At 68.0% G+C, this 22,083-nt stretch carries 20 protein-coding genes and 1 tRNA gene; 14 read left to right on the forward strand and 7 right to left on the reverse strand.

Annotation, left to right across the window (positions count from 1 at the left end):
* The first annotated feature begins 62 nt into the window (after positions 1-62).
* Positions 63-383, forward strand: coding sequence for a nitronate monooxygenase (locus ACWEKS_RS00005; RefSeq protein ID WP_452338061.1), 321 nt, complete (start codon positions 63-65; stop codon positions 381-383).
* A 57-nt stretch (positions 384-440) separates the two neighbouring features.
* Positions 441-833 carry an SCO5389 family protein gene (locus ACWEKS_RS00010; protein WP_354830660.1) on the forward strand — a complete coding sequence of 131 codons (393 nt, stop codon included), beginning with the start codon at positions 441-443 and terminating at the stop codon, positions 831-833.
* An 80-nt stretch (positions 834-913) separates the two neighbouring features.
* Here the strand turns inward: ACWEKS_RS00010 and ACWEKS_RS00015 are convergent, their stop codons facing one another.
* Both ACWEKS_RS00015 and ACWEKS_RS00020 read right to left on the reverse strand, forming a co-directional pair.
* Positions 914-2,413 carry a protein kinase domain-containing protein gene (locus ACWEKS_RS00015; protein WP_452338062.1) on the reverse strand — a complete coding sequence of 500 codons (1,500 nt, stop codon included), beginning with the start codon at positions 2,411-2,413 and terminating at the stop codon, positions 914-916.
* Between the two features lie 121 nt (positions 2,414-2,534).
* On the reverse strand, positions 2,535-4,154 hold the full coding sequence (locus ACWEKS_RS00020) for an acyl-CoA synthetase (protein ID WP_452338063.1): 1,620 nt from the start codon (positions 4,152-4,154) through the stop codon (positions 2,535-2,537).
* A 218-nt stretch (positions 4,155-4,372) separates the two neighbouring features.
* Here ACWEKS_RS00020 and ACWEKS_RS00025 point away from each other — a divergent pair, with 218 nt between their 5' ends.
* On the forward strand, positions 4,373-5,182 hold the full coding sequence (locus tag ACWEKS_RS00025; RefSeq protein WP_452338064.1) for a class I SAM-dependent methyltransferase: 810 nt from the start codon (positions 4,373-4,375) through the stop codon (positions 5,180-5,182).
* 20 nt (positions 5,183-5,202) lie between these two features.
* Here the strand turns inward: ACWEKS_RS00025 and ACWEKS_RS00030 are convergent, their stop codons facing one another.
* A complete protein-coding gene (locus ACWEKS_RS00030) occupies positions 5,203-6,138 on the reverse strand; it encodes a helix-turn-helix domain-containing protein (RefSeq protein WP_452338065.1) in 936 nt (311 codons plus the stop codon).
* Positions 6,139-6,209: 71 nt separating this feature from the next.
* Between ACWEKS_RS00030 and ACWEKS_RS00035 the strand changes: the two genes are divergently transcribed.
* Together ACWEKS_RS00035 and ACWEKS_RS00040 are read left to right on the forward strand one after the other, a co-directional pair.
* Positions 6,210-6,545 (forward strand): cupin domain-containing protein, encoded by a 336-nt coding sequence (locus tag ACWEKS_RS00035; RefSeq protein ID WP_452338066.1) that lies wholly within the window; start codon positions 6,210-6,212, stop codon positions 6,543-6,545.
* 112 nt (positions 6,546-6,657) lie between these two features.
* Positions 6,658-7,038 carry a YybH family protein gene (locus tag ACWEKS_RS00040; RefSeq protein ID WP_452338067.1) on the forward strand — a complete coding sequence of 127 codons (381 nt, stop codon included), beginning with the start codon at positions 6,658-6,660 and terminating at the stop codon, positions 7,036-7,038.
* 69 nt (positions 7,039-7,107) lie between these two features.
* Here ACWEKS_RS00040 and ACWEKS_RS00045 read toward each other — a convergent pair whose 3' ends face one another.
* The gene (locus ACWEKS_RS00045; RefSeq protein ID WP_452338068.1) at positions 7,108-8,745 is read right to left on the reverse strand and encodes a long-chain fatty acid--CoA ligase; all 1,638 of its coding nucleotides are present in this window, start codon (positions 8,743-8,745) and stop codon (positions 7,108-7,110) included.
* A 543-nt stretch (positions 8,746-9,288) separates the two neighbouring features.
* Between ACWEKS_RS00045 and ACWEKS_RS00050 the strand changes: the two genes are divergently transcribed.
* Together ACWEKS_RS00050 and ACWEKS_RS00055 are read left to right on the forward strand one after the other, a co-directional pair.
* The gene (locus ACWEKS_RS00050; protein WP_452338069.1) at positions 9,289-10,758 is read left to right on the forward strand and encodes a flavin-containing monooxygenase; all 1,470 of its coding nucleotides are present in this window, start codon (positions 9,289-9,291) and stop codon (positions 10,756-10,758) included.
* 139 nt (positions 10,759-10,897) lie between these two features.
* Positions 10,898-10,970: transfer RNA gene (locus tag ACWEKS_RS00055), tRNA-Arg, on the forward strand.
* A gap of 154 nt (positions 10,971-11,124) precedes the next feature.
* On the opposite strand, the gene ACWEKS_RS00060 is transcribed toward ACWEKS_RS00055, so the two are convergent.
* Positions 11,125-12,366: a lipase family protein gene (locus tag ACWEKS_RS00060; protein ID WP_452338070.1), complete on the reverse strand. Its 1,242-nt coding sequence runs from the start codon at positions 12,364-12,366 to the stop codon at positions 11,125-11,127.
* A gap of 436 nt (positions 12,367-12,802) precedes the next feature.
* Between ACWEKS_RS00060 and ACWEKS_RS00065 the strand changes: the two genes are divergently transcribed.
* Together ACWEKS_RS00065 and ACWEKS_RS00070 are read left to right on the forward strand one after the other, a co-directional pair.
* A complete protein-coding gene (locus tag ACWEKS_RS00065) occupies positions 12,803-14,080 on the forward strand; it encodes an alpha/beta fold hydrolase (RefSeq protein WP_452338071.1) in 1,278 nt (425 codons plus the stop codon).
* A 254-nt stretch (positions 14,081-14,334) separates the two neighbouring features.
* Positions 14,335-15,510, forward strand: coding sequence for an alkane 1-monooxygenase (locus ACWEKS_RS00070; RefSeq protein ID WP_452338072.1), 1,176 nt, complete (start codon positions 14,335-14,337; stop codon positions 15,508-15,510).
* Between the two features lie 102 nt (positions 15,511-15,612).
* Here ACWEKS_RS00070 and ACWEKS_RS00075 read toward each other — a convergent pair whose 3' ends face one another.
* Both ACWEKS_RS00075 and ACWEKS_RS00080 read right to left on the reverse strand, forming a co-directional pair.
* Positions 15,613-17,166, reverse strand: coding sequence for an acyl-CoA carboxylase subunit beta (locus ACWEKS_RS00075; RefSeq protein ID WP_452338073.1), 1,554 nt, complete (start codon positions 17,164-17,166; stop codon positions 15,613-15,615).
* Between the two features lie 116 nt (positions 17,167-17,282).
* Positions 17,283-17,513: a hypothetical protein gene (locus tag ACWEKS_RS00080; protein ID WP_452338074.1), complete on the reverse strand. Its 231-nt coding sequence runs from the start codon at positions 17,511-17,513 to the stop codon at positions 17,283-17,285.
* Between the two features lie 261 nt (positions 17,514-17,774).
* Here ACWEKS_RS00080 and ACWEKS_RS00085 point away from each other — a divergent pair, with 261 nt between their 5' ends.
* The 5 genes from ACWEKS_RS00085 (at position 17,775) to ACWEKS_RS00105 (ending at position 22,008) form a co-directional block, all read left to right on the forward strand.
* Positions 17,775-18,959, forward strand: coding sequence for a lipid-transfer protein (locus ACWEKS_RS00085; protein WP_452338075.1), 1,185 nt, complete (start codon positions 17,775-17,777; stop codon positions 18,957-18,959).
* 2 nt (positions 18,960-18,961) lie between these two features.
* On the forward strand, positions 18,962-19,420 hold the full coding sequence (locus tag ACWEKS_RS00090; RefSeq protein ID WP_452338076.1) for a MaoC family dehydratase N-terminal domain-containing protein: 459 nt from the start codon (positions 18,962-18,964) through the stop codon (positions 19,418-19,420).
* A complete protein-coding gene (locus ACWEKS_RS00095) occupies positions 19,417-19,854 on the forward strand; it encodes a MaoC/PaaZ C-terminal domain-containing protein (protein WP_452338077.1) in 438 nt (145 codons plus the stop codon). The genes ACWEKS_RS00090 and ACWEKS_RS00095 overlap by 4 nt, the downstream gene beginning before the upstream one ends.
* A 30-nt stretch (positions 19,855-19,884) precedes the next feature.
* On the forward strand, positions 19,885-20,715 hold the full coding sequence (locus ACWEKS_RS00100) for an SDR family NAD(P)-dependent oxidoreductase (protein ID WP_452338078.1): 831 nt from the start codon (positions 19,885-19,887) through the stop codon (positions 20,713-20,715).
* Between the two features lie 93 nt (positions 20,716-20,808).
* Positions 20,809-22,008 carry a TetR/AcrR family transcriptional regulator gene (locus ACWEKS_RS00105; RefSeq protein WP_452338079.1) on the forward strand — a complete coding sequence of 400 codons (1,200 nt, stop codon included), beginning with the start codon at positions 20,809-20,811 and terminating at the stop codon, positions 22,006-22,008.
* Positions 22,009-22,083 lie beyond the last annotated feature (75 nt).

The raw sequence follows: 22,083 nt of genomic DNA on the forward strand, positions 1-22,083 counted from the left end.
TCAACCGCCGCTGCACGTTGTTGCCGCACGGTCGCTGAGGCTGTCGATCGTCATTTCGCGACTTGCCCGCCGGGTTGACCGGGTGGGCGACACCGACCATGCTGACCCGCGCCTTCACCGGGCGGCGGGCGCGCGGGCTGCGCAACCGGTTCATGGTGGAACACCCCGACGCGCCGGTCGCCTACCCCGAGATCCATTACGCCACCGGTCCTTTGCGAGCGGCCGCGCGGGCGGCCGGCAATGCCGACGAGGTGAATCTCTGGGCCGGTCAGGCACATTCACTGGCGCCCGAGCTACCGGCGGGCGAGCTGGTGCGCACACTGTCGGCGGATGCGAAAAATGCTCTGGAACGGGTACTTTCGCTGCGAATTCAGAGTTATTGACAACGTTTTTCATCTACAATCGGCTGACACCTTCCGCCATCCCATGAGGAGAGCGATATGTCCCTCGACGTACCTACCGCACTACTCGAGCGCGCCGAACGCGGTGAAGTCAGCGACGCAGAGTTCGTCGAATGCGTCCGTAATTCGCTGCCCTACGCCTACGAGGTCGTCAGCCGGGTAGCCGCCGACCTGCGTTCCGGCACGGCGGAATACGCCGACAACACCATCCCCCCGCCGGACGAGACCGCCCGCGGCCAACTGCTGCGCGCCATGGCCTCCGACGCCATCCGCGGCGGCCTGGAACGCCACTTCGGCATCAAGCTCGCCTTCCAGAACTGTCACCGGGTGGCGGCCTTCCCACTCACCTCGGTCGGCGGCGACACCTACACCACCTTCATCTCCACCCGTGCCCAACTGCTCAACCAGAGCCCGGAACTCCGCAACTGCTGAGCGCACCACCCTGATTCGGCGCGACCGGCCAACCCGGCCGCGCCGATCCGCGTTCGTACCCGGCACACCCCGATCCGGTTTCAGCGGCGGCGCGAACGAAACCTCTTGACCTCACGCCACCCCAGCCACACGAACACCGCCAGCGGTGCGACGAATACCACCAGCGCGACGATGGTCGCGACGAAATCCGACACACCGCCCTTGGTCTCGGTGATCAGCACGTCGATACCCGCCGCCGTGAAGAGCCCGAAGAACGCGATGAGCAGCACCAGCAGGATCCACCACAACACCCGACCGGCGCTGATCGGCACGGGCCGTACCGAATTCCCCGCGCCAATGGCGGGACTCCCCGTTGCCGCGCCGTAGGCCGGCATGCCGCCATCGGGCAATCGCGCGACGACTCCCGGATGAGCCGTTGCGCCCCAGGACATTCCGGCGGAGGCGACCGGCGGCTGTCCAGCATGGGGTCGAGGCACACGGTCGGGGACCGGCCCGGCCATCGATCCCGGCATACCGCCGGGCGGCGGCGTCGCGCCCCAGACCAGGTCGCCGGAACCGCCCGGGATTCCGCGGTACGGGGTCGCGCCCGCGGACAACCCACCCGGCGGAGGCGTCAGCGCGGTCGGGATGCGGTTGCCGGGCGAGGATGTGGGAGCCCCGGGCGGCGTCGGATACTGCCGCCCGCCCGCCGCGCCATAGCTCGGAAACGGTTCCGGGCTATCCCATTTGGCAGTCGGCGGGGCCGGGCCGGTGCGCGGGGCGGGCCGGGAGTCCAGAGCGGCGTGGGCGGCCGCTGCCAGGGCTCCGGCGCTCTGGAAGCGGCGGTCCGGGTCCTTGGCCAGGCCGCGCGCGATGACCGCGTCGAGGGCGGCGGGGATCAGCGAGTTGTGGTCGCTGGCGCGGGGCGGGTCGGTGGTGAGGTGGGCGGCCATCTGCTGGACGGGATCTGCCTGGGTGAAAGGCTTGGCGCCGACCAGGATTTCGTAGAGCAGGCAGGCCAGCGAGTACACGTCGGAGCGGAGGTCCTCGGTGCCGGAGTAGCGCTCGGGGGCCATGTAGGCCCAGGTGCCCACTGCCACACCGGTACTGGTGATGGTGGCCTGGCCGACGCCGCGGGCGATGCCGAAGTCGATGAGATAGGCGAAGCCGTTGGGCAGGGTCAGGACGTTGGAGGGCTTCACATCCCGGTGCACCAGGCCCGCCCGGTGCGCGATGTCGAGGGCTTCGGCGATCTGGGTGATGAGGTCGACCGCGCGGTCGGGCGGGAGCGCGCCCGCCTCGCGCAGGGTCTTGCTCAGATCGGCGCCCTCGATCAGCTCCATGTCGATGTACAGGCGGCCGTCGAGTTCGCCGAAGGCGTGGATGGGCACCACATGCGGTCCGCGCAGTCGCGCGGCCAGCCGGGCCTCGCGTTCGAACCGCCGCCGGTAGTCCTGGTCGGTGGCGAGCTCGGCGGGGAGCAGCTTCAGCGCGACTTCCCGTTCGAGGTGTGTGTCCTCGGCCAGCCACACCTGGCCCATGCCGCCCCGCCCGATCAGCTCGACGAGTCGATAGTGGCCGAGATTGCCTGCCCCCGGCACCTGTCCTCCCCCATGCTCTGCCGCGTACTGCGAGATGCCCAGCATACGACCCCGGGCAGGGAATCACACGGTTCCGAATCCCCCGAACACACGGGGCCGAATCCCCCGAATCGCTGTCGGCTCAGGCCTCCTGGAGCTTGCGCTTGAGCACCTTGCCGGTGGGGTTGCGGGGCAGTTCGGTCAGGAAGACCACCTCGCGGGGGACCTTGTAGCGGGCCAGATTGGCCTTCACGAAGTCCTTGATCTCGAGCTCGCTGAGCTGGTGGCCGTCGTGGACGACCACGAAAGCCTTGAGGCGCGCGCCGAATTGCTCATCGGGGACGCCGAGGACGGCCGCCTCCCGTACCGACGGGTGGGTGTAGAGCAGTTCCTCGACCTCCACCGGGAAGACGTTCTCACCACCTGAGACGATCATGTCGTCGTCGCGGCCGTCGATGAAGAGCCTGCCCGCGCTGTCGAAGTGGCCGACATCGCCGGAGGACATGAGGCCGCGGATGACCTCCTTGTGGCCGCCGCCGGTGTAGCCCTCGAACTGGATGGTGTTCCCGACAAAGATGCGGCCGGTGGCCCCGGCCGGCACCCGGCGGCCCCGATCGTCGAGGATCTCCACCCGCGCCCCCAGCACCGGCCGGCCCACACAACCGGGCTCCTCGGCCAGGTCCTCGGGCGTGGCGATGGTGGCGTAGGCGACCTCCGTCGAGCCGTACAGGTTGTAGACGACCGGCCCGAAGGCCGCCGTCACCTCCCGGCACAGGTGCGCGCCCAGTTGGGAGCCCGCGACGAAAATAATGCGCAGCGCGGACAGATCGTGCCCGGTGAGCGCGCGGCCGCCCAGGTCGATCATGCGGGCCAGCATGACCGGGACGACGATCGCCGTGGTGGCCCTGTGCCGCGCCATGGAGTCGATGGCGGCCTGCGGGTCGAAGCGGCGGCGGATCACCAGGGTGGAGCCGAAGCCGAGAGTCAGCATGGCGCAGGCGAATCCGAGCGTGTGGAACATGGGGGCACAGCACTCGGTCACCTCGTTCACCCGGAACGGGACCTTGGACAGCAGACCGCCCAGCGACAGCAGCGATTTCGGCTCGGCGCGCGGCGCGCCCTTGGGGGTGCCGGTGGTGCCGCTGGTCAGCAGGATGATCTTGGGCTCCGCGCCGGGCGCGGGCGGCGCGCCGGGCGAGCCGGTCTCGATGAGGAATTCGAGGCTGTCCTCGCGTGGCTGCTCGGTCCAGGCCCGGCAGCTGCCGCGCCGCGGGCTCACCTCGTCGAGCATGGGCGCGTACTCGTCGTCGTAGACGAGCAGGTCGGTGCCCTCGCGGGTGGCGACATCACGAATCTGCGGGCCCGCGAAATCGGTATTGAGCAGGATGATCCGGGCTCCGCACTTGGCGGCGGCGAAGATCGCGTCCAGCAGGCCGCGGTGATTGCGGGCCAGGATCGCCACGCCCTCATGGGGTTTCAGGCCGCGCTCGCGCCAGGCGTTGGCGAGCCGATTCGACCGGTCCTCGAGTTCGGCGAAGGTCAGTTCGCCCAGCTCGTCGATGACCGCGACCCGCCCGCCGTACCGGGCCGCCGACAGCCGCAGCCCGGCCGCCAGCGTGCCGTAGCGCAGCATGGCCGTGGCCGCCGACAGCAGCACCGCCGGTGATTCCAGCCGGGCCAGCCCGGCCTCCAGCACCAGCCGCGCCGATTCCGCCTCCAGGTAGGCCCGCTCCCCCACCGACCTGATCAGCCCGAGCGTCATGCGCGGCCACCCCCGGCCCGCGTGATCGGCGGTACCTTCCTCGCCGTGACCGGCCGTGCAGCCTGCGCGCGTGTCGATTCCACCCGGACCTCCTCGTCCACCCCTGCAGATTGCGGGCATCTGCCCTCAAACTAACGGTACGGACCCGGAGCCGCGACCGGAACCTCTCCGCCGCAGGCTCCGGCCCTGGCGTCCGGGTCGTGCCTATAGTGGCGACCGTGACAGATCCGTTGTCGGCGAACCGGCGGAACTGGGATGCCCGGGCGGGCATTCACGCCGCCAGCAGCTTCTACCGCGACCGGGATTCCAGCTACTGGTTCGCGCCGTTCGAATGGGACGCCCTCGGCGACGTGCGCGACCTCGACGTAGTGCACCTGCAATGCCATCTCGGCACGGAGACAATCGAATTCGCGCGGCGCGGGGCCCGCGCGGTGGGCCTGGACTTCTCGGCCGAATCGGTGCGCCACGCCCGCGAACTGGCCGGGGGCGCGGTCGACTACGTCTGCGCGGACGTCTACCACGCGCGGGAAGCTTTGGGCGAGCGCACCTTCGACATCGCCTACACCGGCAAGGGCGCGCTCTGCTATCTCCCCGACCTGCCCCGCTGGGCGCGCGAAGTCGCCGGCCTGCTGCGCCCGGGCGGCCTGCTCTACCTGGTGGAATTCCACCCGCTGCTGCATGCCCTCGGCCCCACCCCGCCGCCGGGTGTCGACCCGGGACAGCTTGTGCTGCACGATGATTACCTCGCCGGCCGCGGCGCCCAGCGCCGCGACAGCGCTCACACCTATACCGACGGCCCCGACCTCAGCACCGACACCACCGCCTACGAATGGCGTCACGGCCTCGGCGAAGTCATCAACGCCCTGCTGGCGGCGGGCCTGCGCATCACCGGCCTCACCGAGACCCACACCCTCCCGTGGCCCCGCTGGCCCCAGATGATCCGGACCGAAACCGGCTGGTGGCGGCTCCCTCCCACCGACCCCATCATCCCGGTGCTCTACGCCCTGACCGCGGTCAAGGACGCCTAGCCCGCGGCGACAGCGGCCGCTCACGAGATCCGGAAGGCCCGGCGGTACGCGCCGGGAGTCGTTCCCACCTGCGCACGGAAACGACGGCGCAGGTTCACCGCCGAGACCAGGCCGACGTGAGTCGCGATGGCGTCCACCGGCAGGTCCGTGTCCTCCAGCAGCGTGCGGGCCGCCGCCACCCGGCGCGCGAGCAACCACGCACCCGGACTCGTGCCGAGCCGATCGTCGAAGCTGCGGGCCAGCGTGCGGGGCGAGACATTGAGGTGAGCGGCCATGTCGCGCACCGAGAGTGGGGATCCGAGCCGGCCCTCCACCCAGTCGAGCAGGCCATCCAGCAGGTCGGAGGGCGGGGGCGTCGGCGCGTACTGGGTCTGGCCGCCTTCACGGTGCGGCGGCATCACCATGTGCCGGGCGAGCAGTGCGGCGTGGGCGGCACCGTGATCGCGGCGGACCAGGTGCAGGCACAGATCGATGCCCGCGCCCGCACCGGCGCTGGTGGCGACGTCGCCGTGGTCGACGTAGAGGACGTCCGGCTGCACATGAATCCGGGGAAACTCCGCCTGCAGCCGGTCGGCGCGCGCCCAGTGCGTGGTGGCGGCCCTGCCGTCGAGCAACCCCGTGCGCGCCAGGGCGAATACCCCCTGGCAGATCGTGACAATTCGAGCACCGCGGTCGTGCGCCCGCAGCAGCGCGCGACGCACCGGGTCGGAGAGCGGCGCCTCCACCGGCGTCCAGCCCGGAATTATCACAGTGTCGGCGGAGGCCAGCGCCGCGAGCCCGTCCGCCACCTCCAGCGAGTACCCGGCCGTCGTGGGCACCAGTCCCGGCGTCTCGGTGCACACCCCGAATTCGTAGTAGTTCGGCACACCTTCCCGTTCGGTGCCGAATACCTCGGCGGCACAGCCGAGCTCGAAGGTCGACTGGACCGGCCGCACCAGGGCCGTCACGCGATGCATGGCAGAAAAGTACCCCATAATGTCTTTTCTGACACTGTGCCGCCCATGCCGCCTACGGCACCGTGGTCGGCATGACTTCCGAAATCCTCACCCAGCCCGGCTACACCTCGGCCTCCGTCACGGAATCGCCTGCGCGCGAGATCTTCCCGGGCATCCGGGTGCGTACCCTCTGGACGGGAACGAACGGCGCGAGCGCCAATGTCGTCGAGCTGGACCCGAACGCCTCCTGGCACGGTCGCGACATCCATCAGCCCGGTCCCGAAGAGGTGTACGTGGTTTCGGGCGTCTTCAACGACGGCGCGCGCGACTACCCCGCCGGAACCTTCCTCCACGCCCCTGCCGGTTCCTGGCACGTCCCCTCGACGGTCACCGGCTGCACCCTGTTCGTCTTCTACCCGGAGGGCTAGCCGAACCGCGATTGTCCACTTTTGACCATGACGCGTCCCCTTTCGACCTCGCCCGGGCCACCGCCGCAGACCAGCATGGAAAGCGTCGATCCGACCACGAAAGGACCAGGTCATGGCCACCCATATCACCGATCCCGCCCAGCTGCCAAGGGTTTTCGAGGAGCGCCTGAACGCGGGCGACGTGGCGGGGGTGCTCTCGCTCTTCGCCCCGGGCGCGACCATGCGGACCACCACCGGAGCCGTCATTTCCGGCTCGGACGCCCTGCGTCAGGAGATCAGCGGCACGGTCGCCGCCCGCGGACAGCTCACCAACAACAGCAAGCATCTGCTGATCGGCGGTGACGCGGCCCTGCTGGTCACCAACTGGACCCTGGAGATCGACGCGCCCGACGGCACGCGGGTCTCCCCCACCGGCACCACCGCGAATATCGCCCGGCAGCTCGAGAGCGGGGAATGGCGATTCGCCGTCCTGAATCCGCTCGGGACGGTGTGAAGCGCTGCGACACAGCGCATTCGGCTGATCGGCGGGTGCGCCCTCGCGCCGAGGGCGCACCCGGGTGGGTCAGGACAGCGTGACGACGGTCAGCGAGCCGTCGGCGTGCTGGGCACGCAGCCGCTTCTTGTCGAACTTGCCGACGCTGGTCTTGGGGACCTCGGCGATGAAGCACCAGTGCTCGGGCAGCTGCCACTTGGCGAACTTGGGGGCCAGGAAGTCGCGCAGCTCTTCGGGTTCGGCCTCGGTGCCCTCGACCAGGACGATGGCGACCAGGGGGCGCTCGTCCCACTTCGCGTCCGGGATGCCGATGACGGCGGCTTCGGCCACGGCCGGGTGGCCCATGACGGCGTTCTCCAGGTCCACCGACGAAATCCATTCGCCGCCGGACTTGATGACGTCCTTGGAGCGGTCGACCAGGGTGAGGTAGCCATTGGGGCTGATCTTGCCGACGTCCCCGGTGCGCAGCCAGCCGTCGTGGAACTTGTCGGGATCGACCTCGCCGCCCGACGGCGCGTAGTAGGCGCCGGTGATCCACGGGCCGCGAACTTCCAACTCGCCCAGGGCTTCTCCGTCGTTCGGCAGCACCGAACCATCATCGCCGACCAGGCGCGCCTGCACGCCGGCCGGGAAGCGGCCCTGGGTGTAGCGGTAGCTCCAGGCCTCCTCGCCCTCGGCGCCGGCGGGCGGATGCGCCACCGAACCCAGCGGCGAGGTCTCGGTCATGCCCCAGGCGTGCAGCAGCTTCACACCGTGCCGCTCCTCGAAGGCCCGCATCATCGACGGCGGGACCGCCGCGCCGCCGACCACACAGGTACGCAGGTGCGAGATGTCCTGCGGCTGCGCCTGCAGCCCGGCCAGCACGCCGCCCCAGATGGTCGGGACCGCGGCGGCGAAGGTCGGCTTCGCCTCGGCCATCATTGCCAGCAGCGGTGCGGGCTGCAGGAAACGGTCCGGCATCAGCACATTCGCGCCCGACATGAGCGCGGCGTACGGAATGCCCCAGGCATTGGCGTGGAACAGCGGCACGATGGCCAGCACGGTGTCGGCCGCGGTGAAGCCCATGCCGTTGGGCGAGATCACCTGCATGGCGTGCAGCCAGTTCGAGCGGTGCGAGTAGACGACGCCCTTGGGATCGCCGGTGGTGCCGGAGGTGTAGCACATGCCGGCGGCGGAACGCTCGTCGACGACCGGGTAGTCGTAGGTGTCGGGCTGGGCGTCGAGCAGCTCCCGGTACGAGTGCACGGTGACGCCCTCGGGGGCCTGCAGCGCGGCGGCATCGCCATTGGCGACGATGACGTGGCGGACCGTCTTCAGGTTCGGCAGATACTGCGCGAACATCGGCAGCAGCGAGCCGTCCACGATGACGACCTGATCCTCGGCGTGATTGGCCACATACACCAGCTGCTCGGGGAAGAGCCGGATGTTCAGCGCGTGCAGCACCGCGCCCATGGCGGGCACCGCGATGTAGGCGACCATGTGCTCGTTGTTGTTCCACATGAACGTGCCGACCCGGTCACCGACGCCGATACCCAGGTCACGCAGGGTATTGGCGAGCCGGGCCGCGTCCTGGCCGACCTCGCGATAGGTCTGGGTGCGTAAACCGTCACCGGTCCAGGTGGAGACGTGGCTGTCGCCCTGGAAGGTGGAGGCATAGCGCAGCAGTGTCGCGAGTGACAGCTGCTCGTCCTGCATGGTGCTCAACATTTCCCAACCGCTCCTTGCATGTACCTACTGGAGAGTGAACTGAGTCACTTGCGGCGAGCCTAGCCGATTCGGACATGCACGGGTCGGGGCCCGAACTGACGGCAAGGTGACCTCAGTCCGGGGCCGGTGAGCTGGCGAAATATTCGAGCTGCGGGCGGCGAACCCCACCCTCACCGCCCGCAGCCCGTAGCCGACCCGCCGCCGCCCAACACGACGACCAGCCGGCTCCGCAATCCTGATCAGCGCCACGACCTGCTGACGACGCCCCCTGCGGCGGCGCAGAATAGCCAATCACTAACCAGGACAAGTAAATTGGAGCAAGAACTTCCGTGAATATATTGAGTGTGACACCGGGCTGTCCAGTCGAGGACAGCGTCGCAGGTCAGACGGCGCTCACTGACCCGGACAGCGGGCCGTGAGGGCCGCCTTCCCATGATTGCCAGGGGTGAATCCGGACTCACCCGACCGACGTGACCGAAAATACGGATTCGCTGTCCGGCGATGTCTGCAGGACCGGCGGGAATACGCCCTACCGTTGCTGGTATGCAGCGAGAGCCCTCCATTCTGATCATCGGTGCCGGATTCGCCGGGCTGGGCATGGCGCTGGAACTGCAACGCCACGGCCTGACCAACTTCACCATCCTGGAGAAGGCCGCCGACCTCGGCGGCGTCTGGCGCGAGAACACCTACCCGGGCGCCGCCTGCGATGTGCCCTCGCCGCTGTACTCGTGGTCGTTCGAGCCGAAATCCGATTGGCCACGCCGGTTCTCGCAGCAGGCCGACATCCACGCGTACATGCGCGCCGTCGCCGAGAAACACGACCTGCCCGCCAAGATCGAGTTCGGCGCCGAGGTGGTGGACGCCGAATTCGACGAGCAGGGCGGCCGGTGGCGGGTTCGCACCGCCGACGGCGTCACCCACGTCGCCGACGTCCTCATCCCCGCCGTCGGGCAGCTCTCCCGCCCCGCGATGCCGAACCTCCCCGGCATCGACTCCTTCGCCGGCGCGGCCTTCCACTCCGCCGAGTGGGATCACTCGGTCGATCTGACGGGCAAGCGGGTCGCGTGCATCGGCACGGGAGCCAGTGCCATCCAATACATTCCGGCCATCCAGCCGAAGGTCGGACACCTCACGCTGTTCCAGCGTTCGGCCGCCTGGGTATTGCCGAAGTTCGACACCGAGTACACCCCGGTGCACCACGCGCTGTTCAAGTACGTGCCCGGGACGCGGCTGGCCGAGCGATTCGCCATCTGGACCTTCTTCGAGGTGATGGCGTTGGCGCTCACCGACATTCCCGCCATCAAGCATCCGGTGATCGCCGTCGCGGACCGGCATCGCAACCAGCAGGTGCCCGATGAGGCGCTGCGCGCCAAGCTGACTCCGGACTACGCCGCCGGCTGCAAGCGCGGCCTGTTCTCCAACGAGTACTTCCCCGCACTGACCCGGGACAATGTCACGGTCGAGACCACCGCCATCGAAGCGGTGACGCCCAACGGAATCCGCACCGCCGACGGCGTCGAGCATCCCGTCGACGTCATCGTCTACGGCACCGGCTTCAAGGGCACCGAGTTCCTCGCCCCCATGAATATCTATGGCCTGCAGGGCCGCAAACTCGCCGACGAATGGTCACCCGAGGGCGCCCGCGCCTTCCTCGGCATGTCGGTCCCCGGCTTCCCCAACCTGTTCATGATGTACGGCCCGAACACCAACGTCGGCTCCGGTTCCATCATCTACATGCTGGAGTCCCAGGCCCGCTACATCCGCCAGGTCGTCGACTACCTCTCCGCCCGCCCCGGCCACGTCCTCTCGCCCCGCCCCGACGCCGAAAAGTCCTGGGACGACTGGCTGCAGCGCCGCCTGAAGGACACCCCCTGGAACTTCTGCTCCAGCTGGTACCGCAACGCCTCCGGCCGCATCACCAACAACTGGCCCGGCGCCACCCTCCTCTTCCGCTGGAAGACAAGCAGATTCGCACCGTCGGACTACGACGAGAGCCGACCCGCGGGCCGCTAGCGGCTCCGGGCCGGGCTCGCCGCGCCCACCACCCCGCCGATCAGCCGACTCCACCACCCCGACCACGAATGCGGCCCCCGGCCCCCCGACCAGGTAGACTCCCCGACGTCCCGGCCGAGCCTCCCGCCCGGCACGTCCAGCCCTCGTAGCTCAGGGGATAGAGCACCGCTCTCCTAAAGCGGGTGTCGCAGGTTCGAATCCTGCCGAGGGCACATTTATCCAGGTCAGAGCGTCGAGCTCGGCCGACCGCTCCGCCGGGTCGGGAAGCCGGAGCCACCCGATCCCGTCTGCTCGGCCTGGTCCGGGCGACCTGCCAGGCCGCCCGGACCAGGTGAGAACGCCGGCCGTGAAGTCACGGCAACCCTGTCAACAGTTACTGGGTGCCGGCTCGCCGCGAACCCGGCCGTTGAGCCACGCCAGTACCTCGGGGGCACCCAGCACCGCTCCCGACAGATGTTCGGGTGCGGGAACGCGCAGCGTCTGCACCGGGACGCCGGCCGCGCACCAGCGGTGGTCGGTGTTGTCGATCGCTTCGACCGGAATCAGCGGATCGTCGGGTGAATGCCATTCGAACACCGGCGTTTCCGGCACTTCGCCGAAGAGTTCCAAGCTGTTCTCCTCCAGCACCGACTGGCCTTCACGGAAGTTGAAGCCCGTGGGATCGGCCATGTATGCCCGCGCGCTGCCGCCGACGCCTTCGGCGAGGATCTGATTGGTGCAGTCATTGGCCATTTCATTGCGGAGGGCCAAGCCAGTCTGGTTGAGGTACGAGCTGATCGGCAGCTCGTTCGGATATTCGCGCTCGAGGCCGATCGCCGCCGCCATGGCCAGCCCGAAGGCCGGGTGCGGGTCGTAGCCCAACGTCTGCACCATCGTCACCAGGTTCATCGGGGCACCACCGATGGCCGCACCCGCGAGTTTCAGCTCCGGCGCGTACGACGGCTGGAGCGCCGCCGCCGCCCCGGTGGCCATGCCGCCGCCGGAGTAGCCGGCCAGCACGACCGGACTGTGCTGGGCGGCGAGTTCCGGCAGCTGTTTCACCGCTCGGACACCATCCAGAACGATCCGGCCACCCAGACGCGCCGCCCCGAACGCGACGTACGGACCGAGATGATCCGGCAGCGCTATGCTCCAGCCCTGCGCCAGTGCCATATTCAGAATCGACGCCGTCGTCAGGAGATTCGGATCGTTGGAGTACAGCAGATGTGACACCGCGCAGCTGGTGCCGAGCGCGTTGATGAAGTGCTGATACGACATCAACGGGGCGTCGGGCTGGTGACCGATCGGGGTAAGGATCGTGGTGGTCGCCGCGATCGGCTCACCGTGGGAGTTGGTGGATCGGAATTGCACCAATGTAACGGTGGCGCCGGGAAATACGGCCACCGGCGGCAGTGTCTGCGTGCGGAGCACATCACCGGGCCGATGTGCCGCCAGATCCGCCGGCGCGGCGTAGAACGGATCCGGATCGGGGATCGGATATATCGGATCCGCCGCAGCAGTCGTCGTCATCGACAACCCGAGAACCACACCACCCAGCGCAGCCGCAACTTTCGCCGACCCGCTGCGGAGGAAAACAGGAAACCGACCAAGCACGTGTCTGACCTCCATGAATAGTTCACGTCGTTAGACAAGCCAGTCCGAATTCTGACCCGACTATATCGGCAAACTTTCAGCTACACACCAAAACGCACATTTGTCATCGATCAGACAACAGTCCTCCCCGCGACCGGGGATTCACCTGCTCGCCCGCCCTACGCCGGCCACCCGATCAACGAGTCCTCGCGCCTGCGCGACCCGCGGATTCGCAATCCCGTAGGGCGCGCATGTCATTCATAGACATCTCCGAATTGGCAATACCGACACGACGGGCAATCCCATAACGACACGCGGTGGGACGACGCGAGTCCGGCGTTTCTTCCACTGATTCACAAAAAACCGATAGCCCTGCGTATAGCCTCAACACCCGATTCGAGATGCCCTGGGTCCCTCACTCGCAGGAAGGATCGATAAAGTGCGGAGGCGACTGCTTGGATTGGCCGCAGCTTTGACAGGAACCCTCATCATGGTCGGCGGCGGCGCCACGAACTCGGCGCTGCTCGCCAGTGCGGAACCCGTCGCGGCGGGCGACGATTTCTACCTGCCGCCGCCGCTACCACCCACACCGGGGGCCATCGTGCGCGCCGAACCGGCACAGGTGGCCTTCTCCGCACCCGGAATGCCCGGCGTCGTTCCGGCCGCCGCGACGCGCATGATGTACGTCAGCAGCGATACCCACGATGCGCCGACGGCAGTCGTCGGCACGCTCCTGCAGCCGAGCGTGCCGTGGACCGGCCCAGGTGAGCGCCCACTGATCGCATACGCGGGCGGCACCAAGGGCCAGGGCAATCAATGTGCGCCGTCGAAATTGATGACGCAGGTCGTGCAATACCAGCCGCCGACGGACATCATTTTCGAATACGACCTGCTGGCGCTGTATTCGCTGCTCGCCCGCGGAATCGCGGTGGTGGTGACCGACTACCACGGCCTCGGCACCCCCGACGTGCACGACTACCTCAATCGCAAGGCACAGGCCTACGCGCTGCTGGATGCGGCGCGCGCCGCACTGCAATTGCCCGGCACCGGCTTCAACCCCGGCACGCCGGTCGTTCTCTACGGATACTCACAGGGCGGCATGGCTTCCGCAGGCGCGGCCGAACTGCAGTCGAGCTACGCTCCCGAGCTGAATGTACGCGGCGCCTATATCGGCGGTCCGGTGGTCGACGACGAATACTTCATCGGATACAACGACGGACGGCCCTCCATCGCACCGGCTTTCGCCTGGATCCTCAATGGCATCGCCGCCGACTACCCGGAGACTCGCCCGATACTCGACGCCGAGCTCAATGACACAGGTAAGGCTATCCTGAACGACGCTCTGGGCAAATGCGCCGTCCCGGCCAGCCTGGCCCAGGACCATCCGCGCACGTCCGAATGGACCACCAGCGGCGAACCGCTCACCGCGGTCATCGATCGGAACCCCGAGCTGAAATCAGCCTTCGATCAACAGCGCATCGGCACGCTCACTCCGTCGGTGCCCGTCCTCACCGCCTCGGCCATGAACGATGAGGGCGCGCCCTACGTGCCGGTGCGGGAGATGGCGGCCAGTTGGTGCAGTAGCGGCGTGACCGTCGAACTGGATCCGAACGCGCAGATTCCGACCGTTTCGGGTCTGGTGGGAACCCATGTGCTGGCGTTCTTTCCGTCGCTGGCGGACTCGCAGCAGTGGCTGACCGATCGGCTCGCCGGCTGGCCTGCTCCGAGCAATTGCGGGGCCCTGCCCTGACCCGCTGGCGTTCAGTCGATGATGCCCGGCAGCCGGGATCGGTCCTCGCACCGACCCTGACTGCCGGGCATCATGCACAGAGCTCGATGTCCGTAACCGAGCATGAGGTCGAATTGCCCGGTCAGTCACCATTTTTGGCAATTCATCTAGCGCAGCGGAGAAAACCGACTAATCTAAATCGACGGGTTTGAGCCAAAAGATTTCGGCCGTCTGCACTCGCGAGCGAGTGCCGCTGTTGGATCAAAGAGGCCCCTATGTCGATTTTCCAGGACTCGAACGCACGCGACCCCAAGCGATACCTCTGGATTCTGGGGTTGATCGCGCCTTCGTGCGCTGTACTTCCCTCACAATTGGTAGCCCGCACGGGCCTCACAGCATTCTGGTGGATCGGTCCGGTGTTCGTGCTGGTACTGATCCCACTGCTGGATCTGTCCGTGGGGGATGACGGGAGCAACCCACGCGAGGAAGACTACGAGGCATTATCCGAAGACAGGTTCTATCGGTGGTGCACGTATCTCTTTCTACCGCTACAGCTCATCGGGCTGCTCATCGCTGGCTATCTCTGGGCAACTCCCGAGCTGAGCGTATCCGACAAGCTCGGTCTGGCCGTGACGCTCGGGTTCGTGTCGGGCATCGGAATCAACGCCGCCCATGAACTCGGGCACCGGGCCGAACACCTGGAACGCTGGCTGGCGAAGGTCGCTCTGGCGCAGTCGGGTTACGGGCATTTCTTCGTCGAACACAATCGGGGTCATCATGCGCGTGTGGCGACGCCCGAGGATCCGGCCAGCGCCCGGTTCGGCGAGTCACTGTGGGAGTTCCTGCCGCGCAGCGCCGTCGGCGGCTTCCGCTCGGCGCTGGTCCTGGAGCGAGAACGCCTGTCTCGCAAGGAAAAGCGCTGGTTCAGCCCGCACAACCAGCTGTTGCAGGCCTGGTCGATGAGTGTCGCGTTGTGGGGCACCATGATCCTGGCCTTCGGCCTCGGGGTGATTCCGTTTCTGATGGTGCAGGCGGTGCTGGGTGCGGGGCTGCTGGAAACGGTGAATTACATCGAGCACTACGGACTGCTGCGCCAGCGCCGCGCCAACGGCAACTACGCACGGTGCTCCCCGCGCGACAGCTGGAACAGCGACCGCCTGGTCACGAACGTATTCCTGTTCCACCTGCAACGCCACAGCGACCACCACGCCAATCCCGGTCGCCGGTACCAAACCCTGCGCAGCTCACAAACGGCACCACAGCTCCCGGCCGGCTACGCCACCCTGATCCTGCTCGCCGCCATTCCCCCGCTGTGGCGTGCCGTCATGGACCACCGCGTCCTGGCCCATTACGGCGGCGACCTCTCGCTGGTGAACACCAAACCAACATCCAAGCGCCGCTTCGTGGGACCCATACGCCTGCACCGAATATCGACGACCGACAGGAGCTGATCGCGAGCAGACGTCAATGAGAACCGAACGCGCGGCTGCGGCCGGATGGCTCAGGGCCATCCGGCCGTTGTCCCGCACCGGTTTTCGCGCCGGTCGGTCACATCACATCGGGTATATCGGGTGCTTGCGCGGGTTGAACTCCGGCTTGACCGGCTTCTTGTCGCGGAGCAGGCGGAGGGCCTGGCGGATTTCCAGGCGGGTGCGGGACGGTTCGATGACGGCGTCGATGTAGCCGCGTTCGGCGGCGACCCAGGGGGTGGCGACCGTCTCGTTGTACTGGTTGATCATGAATTCGCGGGCCGCGGCGCGATGTTCCTCCGGCATCGCGGCCAACTGGCGCTTGCCGAGGAGGTCGACCGCGCTTTCGGCGCCGATCACCGCGATACGGGCTGTGGGCCAGGCGAAACTGACGTCCGCGCCGACCTGCCGGGCGGCCATCATGCCGTATGCGCCACCGTAGGACTTGCGTACCACCAGGTTGATGATCGGCACCGTCGCCTCGATGATGGCGCGCGGGACACGGCCGCCGCGGATGATGACGCCGTTGGCCTCCTCCGCGAGGCCCGGCAGCACGCCGGGAGTGTCGGCGACGAACACGAGCGGGATGTTGAAGGCGTCGCAGAGCCGGATGAAGTAGGTCGACTTGTCCGAGCAGGCGGCATCGATGGAACCGCCCAGCACCAGTGGCTGATTCGCGATCACGCCGACCGGGTAGCCGTCGACGCGGGCGAAGCCGGTGATCAGGTTCGGCGCGAACGCGGCACGGATCTCGTGGAACTCGCCGTCGTCGAAGATGCGCAGCAGGATCTCGTGCATGTCGTAGCCGGCACGATCGGAATCCGGGATGATCGTGTCGAGTTCCCGGTCACTGGCCGTGATCTCGGGCTCCAGGCCGGGATTCACGATCGGAGGCTGCTCGAGGCAGCTCGTCGGCATGAAGCCCAGGTAGTTGCGGGCCCACTCGTAGGCCTCCTGCTCGGTCTCGGCCACGTGATGCAGGGTCCCGCGTTCGGCCTGCACCTTCGCGCCGCCGAGCTCCTCGGCGGTCACGTCCTCGCCGTTGACCGCCTTGATCACCTCCGGTCCGGTGACGAACATGTAGGAGTCCTTGGTGCCGATGAGCACGTCGGTATTGATCGGCCCGTACACCGAGCCCGCGGCGCACTTGCCGAGAATGATCGACACCTGCGGCACATAGCCGGACAGCTTCTCCAGCACCCGGGAGATATCACCGAACGATGCGATGGAACCCACCGCGTCCTGGATCCGCGCACCGCCCGAATCGTTGATCGTCACCACCGGGCACGCGTTGTCGAACGCGAATTTCAGTGCCCGCATGAACTTCTGGGCGGACGTGACCCCGACCGACCCGCCGTACACGGTCTGATCGTGGGAGATCACCACCACCGGACGCCCCCCGATCAGCCCGCGACCGGTGACCAGTCCGTCACCGTAGAGCGCGTCCGGTTGACCGGGCTGGCGAGCCAGCGCGCCGGTCTCGATGAACGTCCCGCGGTCGAGCAGCATCTCCACCCGCTGCCGAACGCTCGGAATGCCTTTCGACGCCCGCTTGGCGATTCCGGCCTCACCCGCCGGTTCCGCGGCCATCTCCAGGATCTTGGCCAGTTCATCGAGCTTCGCCCGCGTACCGATCACGCTTGTTGCCACCTTCCCAAACAAACTGTTGTGCCTCGCGACGGTAAGCGGCGCCGAGACGGTACGGGTCACTGAAGCAGATAAACGTGATGAATCACAGTCCCGGCCAGCGGCTGTTAGCAGAACGGGATGCCCACGGAGCCGTTGAGGCTGGTGTGGAAGAGGACGCAGACGAGGTGGTTGGCGGCGGAGTAGGACCCGCTGGAGGAGCCGGTGGCGGTGGTGTCCACCGGCTGGGCCTGCACCGGCGCCGGCGCATCGGCCTGGGCAGGGGCGGCCAGCACGCCGGCGGGGGTGAGAAGGGCCGCGGTGACGGCGAACGCGGCGAGGGTCTTCTTCGAATTCATCTGCGGCTCCATCGTTCTCGATCTTGGCGGGAGCCAGTATCGAACCCGGGCCGCAGCCACCGACAGCCCCAACAGTTGGGGTCACCGATGCCGAGGTCAAAGTAAGTGAAAAATAAATAGCTGAAGTTGAGGATCAGGAGCTGAACACACCCGAGGATTGCGCACTGATTACCCACTGATTACGCCATCACACTTGCATCCACGCACACCCACTGCTCTACTAAGTGAATTCCAAATAGCGCAATCCTCGAGAGGTGAGACATGGGAAGTCGCGTGTTGGTGGCGGGCGTCGGGATGATCCCGTTCACCACGCCCAGCCGGACGCAGACCTACGACGTCATGGGCGAGCAGGCGGTGCGGGCCGCGTTGACCGACGCGGGCATCGAGTACACGACGGTGCAGCAGGCGTATGCGGGGTGGGTGTACGGAGATTCGACGTCGGGGCAGGCGGCGCTCTACCGCGTGGGCGCCACCGGCATTCCCGTGATCAATGTCAACAACAACTGCTCGACCGGGTCGTCGGCGCTTTTCCTGGCGCGGCAGGCGATCGAGCACGGCATCGCGGATGTGGTGCTGGCCCTGGGATTCGAGCAGATGCAGCGCGGCGCGCTCGCCGCTGCCTACACCGATCGGCCCAGCCCGTTCGACAGCTTCGACACCGTGGTCCACCGTCTCCAGGGCGAGGGCGACGCACCCTTCGCGGCCCGGTACTTCGGCGGCGCGGGTCTCGAATACGCCGACCGGTACGGCATGGACCCGGCGGTGTTCGCGCGGATCGCGGTCAAGGCGCGCCGGCACGCGGCCGGCAATCCCAATGCGGTGTTCCGCGATCCGGTGACCGTCGAGGAGGTGCTGGCCTCCCCGCAGATCTACGGACCGCTCACCCGGCTGCAGTGCTGCCCGCCCACCTGCGGCGCGGCGGCCGCCGTCCTGGTCAGCGAAAACTACGCGCGCACACACGGTTTGCGCACCGACGTGGCGATCACCGCGCAGGCCATGGTCACCGACACCGCCTCGACCTTCGACGGCGACTCGATGCTGTCGATCGTCGGCTACGACATGTCCCGGGCCGCCGCCCAGCAGGTCTATCAGCAGGCCGGCGTGGACCCCCTCGACATTCCGGTCGTGGAACTGCACGACTGCTTCACCACCAACGAGCTGCTCAGCTACGAGGCCCTCGGCCTGACCCCGGAGGGCACCGCCGAGAAGTTCATCGCCGACGGCGACAACACCTACGGCGGGCGGGTGGTCACCAACCCGTCCGGCGGGCTGCTGTCCAAGGGGCACCCGCTCGGCGCGACCGGCCTGGCGCAGTGCGCCGAGCTGGTCTGGCAGCTGCGCGGCCGCGCCGCCGCCCGGCAGGTCGAGGGCGCGCGAATCGCCCTGCAGCACAACATCGGCCTGGGCGGGGCGGCCGTCGTGACCCTCTACCAGAAGGTGGACTGAGCATGGCCCTGGATCCCGGTGTGATCGGCACCGAGCTGCCACCGATCACCATGACCCTGGACGCGGGGCGACTCCGGTTCTTCGCCAAGGCCATCGGCGAGACCAACCCGGTCTTCACCGACGAGCGCGCCGCCACCGCGGCCGGGCACCGCGCCCTGCCCGCGCCGCCGACGTTCCTGTTCGCGATCGAACTCGAGCAGCCGGACCCGTTCGGCTGGCTGGCCGGTCTCGGTGTCGATCTGCGCCGGATCCTGCACGGCGAACAGCACTTCATCTACCACGCGACCGCCTATGCCGGGGACACGCTGACCGCGTCACCCCGTATCACCGACGTCTACAGCAAGAAGGGCGGCGCGCTCGACTTCCTGGTCCGGCAGACCGCCGTCACCAGGACCGACGGCAGCCTGGTCGCCGACCTGCGCTCGGTCCTCGTCGTCCGCAATCCGGGAGCCTCCGAATGACCACCGGCACCGCCGATATCACCGTGGGCAGCGAACTGCCGCCGCTGGCCGCGGGGCCCATCACCCGCACCACCCTGGCCCTGTTCGCGGGCGCTTCGGGCGATCACAACCCGATGCACATCGACACCGACGTGGCCCGCTCCGCCGGGCTCGGCGACGTCTTCGCCCACGGCATGCTGTCCATGGCCTACCTGGGGCGGCTGCTGACCGATTGGGTTGCGCCGGAAGCGATTCGCACCTACGGGGTGCGCTTCGGCGCGATCACGCCGGTGCTGGCCGAACCGACCGCGACGGGGAAGGTCGTGGCCATCGAGGACGTCCGCGGCGAACGGCACGCCACCCTCGACATCGCCGTCACCCTGCCCGACGGCACCGTCACGCTCACCGGGACCGCGGTCGTCGCGCTCACCGGGCCCACCGTCACAGCGCTCTGACTTCTCACCTCCTCCGAAAGGTATTGCCCCATGGGAACTCTGGACAACAAGGTCGCCATCGTCTCCGGATCCGGGCGCGGCATCGGGCGCGAGATCGCCCTGAAGCTCGCCCGCGAGGGCGCGTCGGTCGTGGTCAACGATCTCGACGCCGAACCGGCCAAGGAGACCGTGGCCGCCATCGAGGCGGCCGGCGGCCGGGCGGTCGCCTGCATCGGCTCGGTCACCGACGAGGACTTCGCCGAACGCTTCGTGACCACCGCCACCGACAACTTGGGCGGACTCGACATCATCGTCAACAACGCCGGATACACCTGGGATTCGGTGATCCAGAAGATGACCGACGAGCAGTGGGACGCCATCCTCGACGTCCACCTCAAGGCCCCCTTCCGGATTCTGCGCGCCGCCCAGCCGGTGATCGCCGGACTCGCCCGGCAGGCCGCCGCGGCCGGCACGCCGGTCCCGTGCCGCAAGGTCGTGAACATCTCCTCGCTGGCCGGCACGGGAGGCAATGCGGGACAGGCGAATTACGCCGCCGCCAAGGCCGGCATCAACGGACTCACCAGGACCCTGGCCAAGGAGTGGGGGCGCTACAACGTCACCGTGAACTCGGTCGCCTTCGGGCTCATCAAGACCCGGCTCACCGAGACGCCGGCCGGCGGCGACAGCACCATCGACGTGCTGGGCCGGCAGCTGAAGGTGGGCGTCAACCCGGATGTGCTGTCGACCATGGAACGGATGATCCCGCTGGGCCGGGCCGGAACACCCGCCGAGGCGGCCGGTGCGGTGTACCTGCTGTGCAGCCCGGACTCCGACTACGTGAGCGGCCAGACCCTGGTCTGCGGCGGCGGATACATCTTCTAGCCGCGGGCGTCCGCGGCCGATCGGGCCGGGTCGCCCGCTCCCTATAGTGAGGGCGGGCGACCCACCACCGGCGAGCGAGAAGGAGCGGCGACCATGAGCGACACCGCCGAGCACGCGGCCGCCCGCCCGGCCCGCGGCACCCGCCCCGCCAATCGCCGTGATCTGATCGTCGCCGCCGCGACCGAGTTGTTCTATCGGCGCGGCTATGCCGATGTCGGCACCGGCGACATCGCCGACGCGGTCGCGGTCGGGCCGTCCGCGCTGTACCGGCATTTCCGCAACAAGAACGATCTGCTGCGCGCCGTGGTGGCCCAGCCCATCGAGATCGTCACCGAACTGCTCGACGCGGCGCGCGCCGAGCCGGACGCCGATCTCGCCCGGACACTGGCCACCGCCATGCTGGATCAGCGCGCCATCGGCGTGCTCTGGCACCGGGAGGCGCGGCACCTCGACCCCGACGCGAAAACCGAACTCCGGCACCGGGCGCGCGGCATCGGCGCACGGTTCGCCGATCTGCTGCGCACGCGGACACCGCGGCTCACGCCCGCGCAGGCCGAAATAATCGGCTGGGCCGCGCTTTCCACGGCATCCAGCATCTCGTTCCACAATCTGGAACTGCCGCGTCAGCGCTTCGTGCAGGTGCTCACCGACATGGTCGACGCGATCCTCACCGCCGACCTGCCCGTCCCGCGCCCCGCGGCCGCACCACCCGCCGGCCCGACGGCGGGATGGTCCCCCTCGCGGCGTATCGCCATTCTCACCGCGGCCACGAAACTCTTCGCCGAGCAAGGCTTTTCCGGTGTGGCGCTCGAGGACATCGGCGCGGCCGTCGGCATTGCCGGACCCAGCGTCTACAACCACTTCGACAGCAAGGCCGACATCCTGATCGCCGTTCTCGACCAGGGCAATCACGTCCTGCGGGCCGACATGTACCGCGATCTGACCCGCGCGACCGACGCCGCCGACGCACTCGACCGGTTGCTCACCAGCTACACCGAATTCGCCTTCGAGCAAACCGGTCTCATCCGGCTGCTCACCTCCGACATCGATCAGCTCCCCGCCGCCGATCGGCACCGCATGCGTGGCGTGCAGCACGAGTACATCGCCGAATGGGTGCAGCTGGTGCGCCAGGTCCACCCCGGCCAGGACGAGCTGGAAGCCCGGCTGCGAGTCCAGGCCGCCCTGAGCGTCGTCAACGATCTCGCCGCCACCCCCCGCCTCCGAGCCACCCCTGACACGCCCCGCCTGACCCGTCATCTGGCCGCCGCCCTGCTGGCTCCGCCCAACGGCTGACAGCCCTTGCCACCCCTCGTGAACAGGCAGAACACCGTGTCAGAGGGCGTATCAGGTCGGTGTCAGGCCGGTATC

It is taken from the genome of Nocardia sp. NPDC004711 (assembly GCF_053601595.1).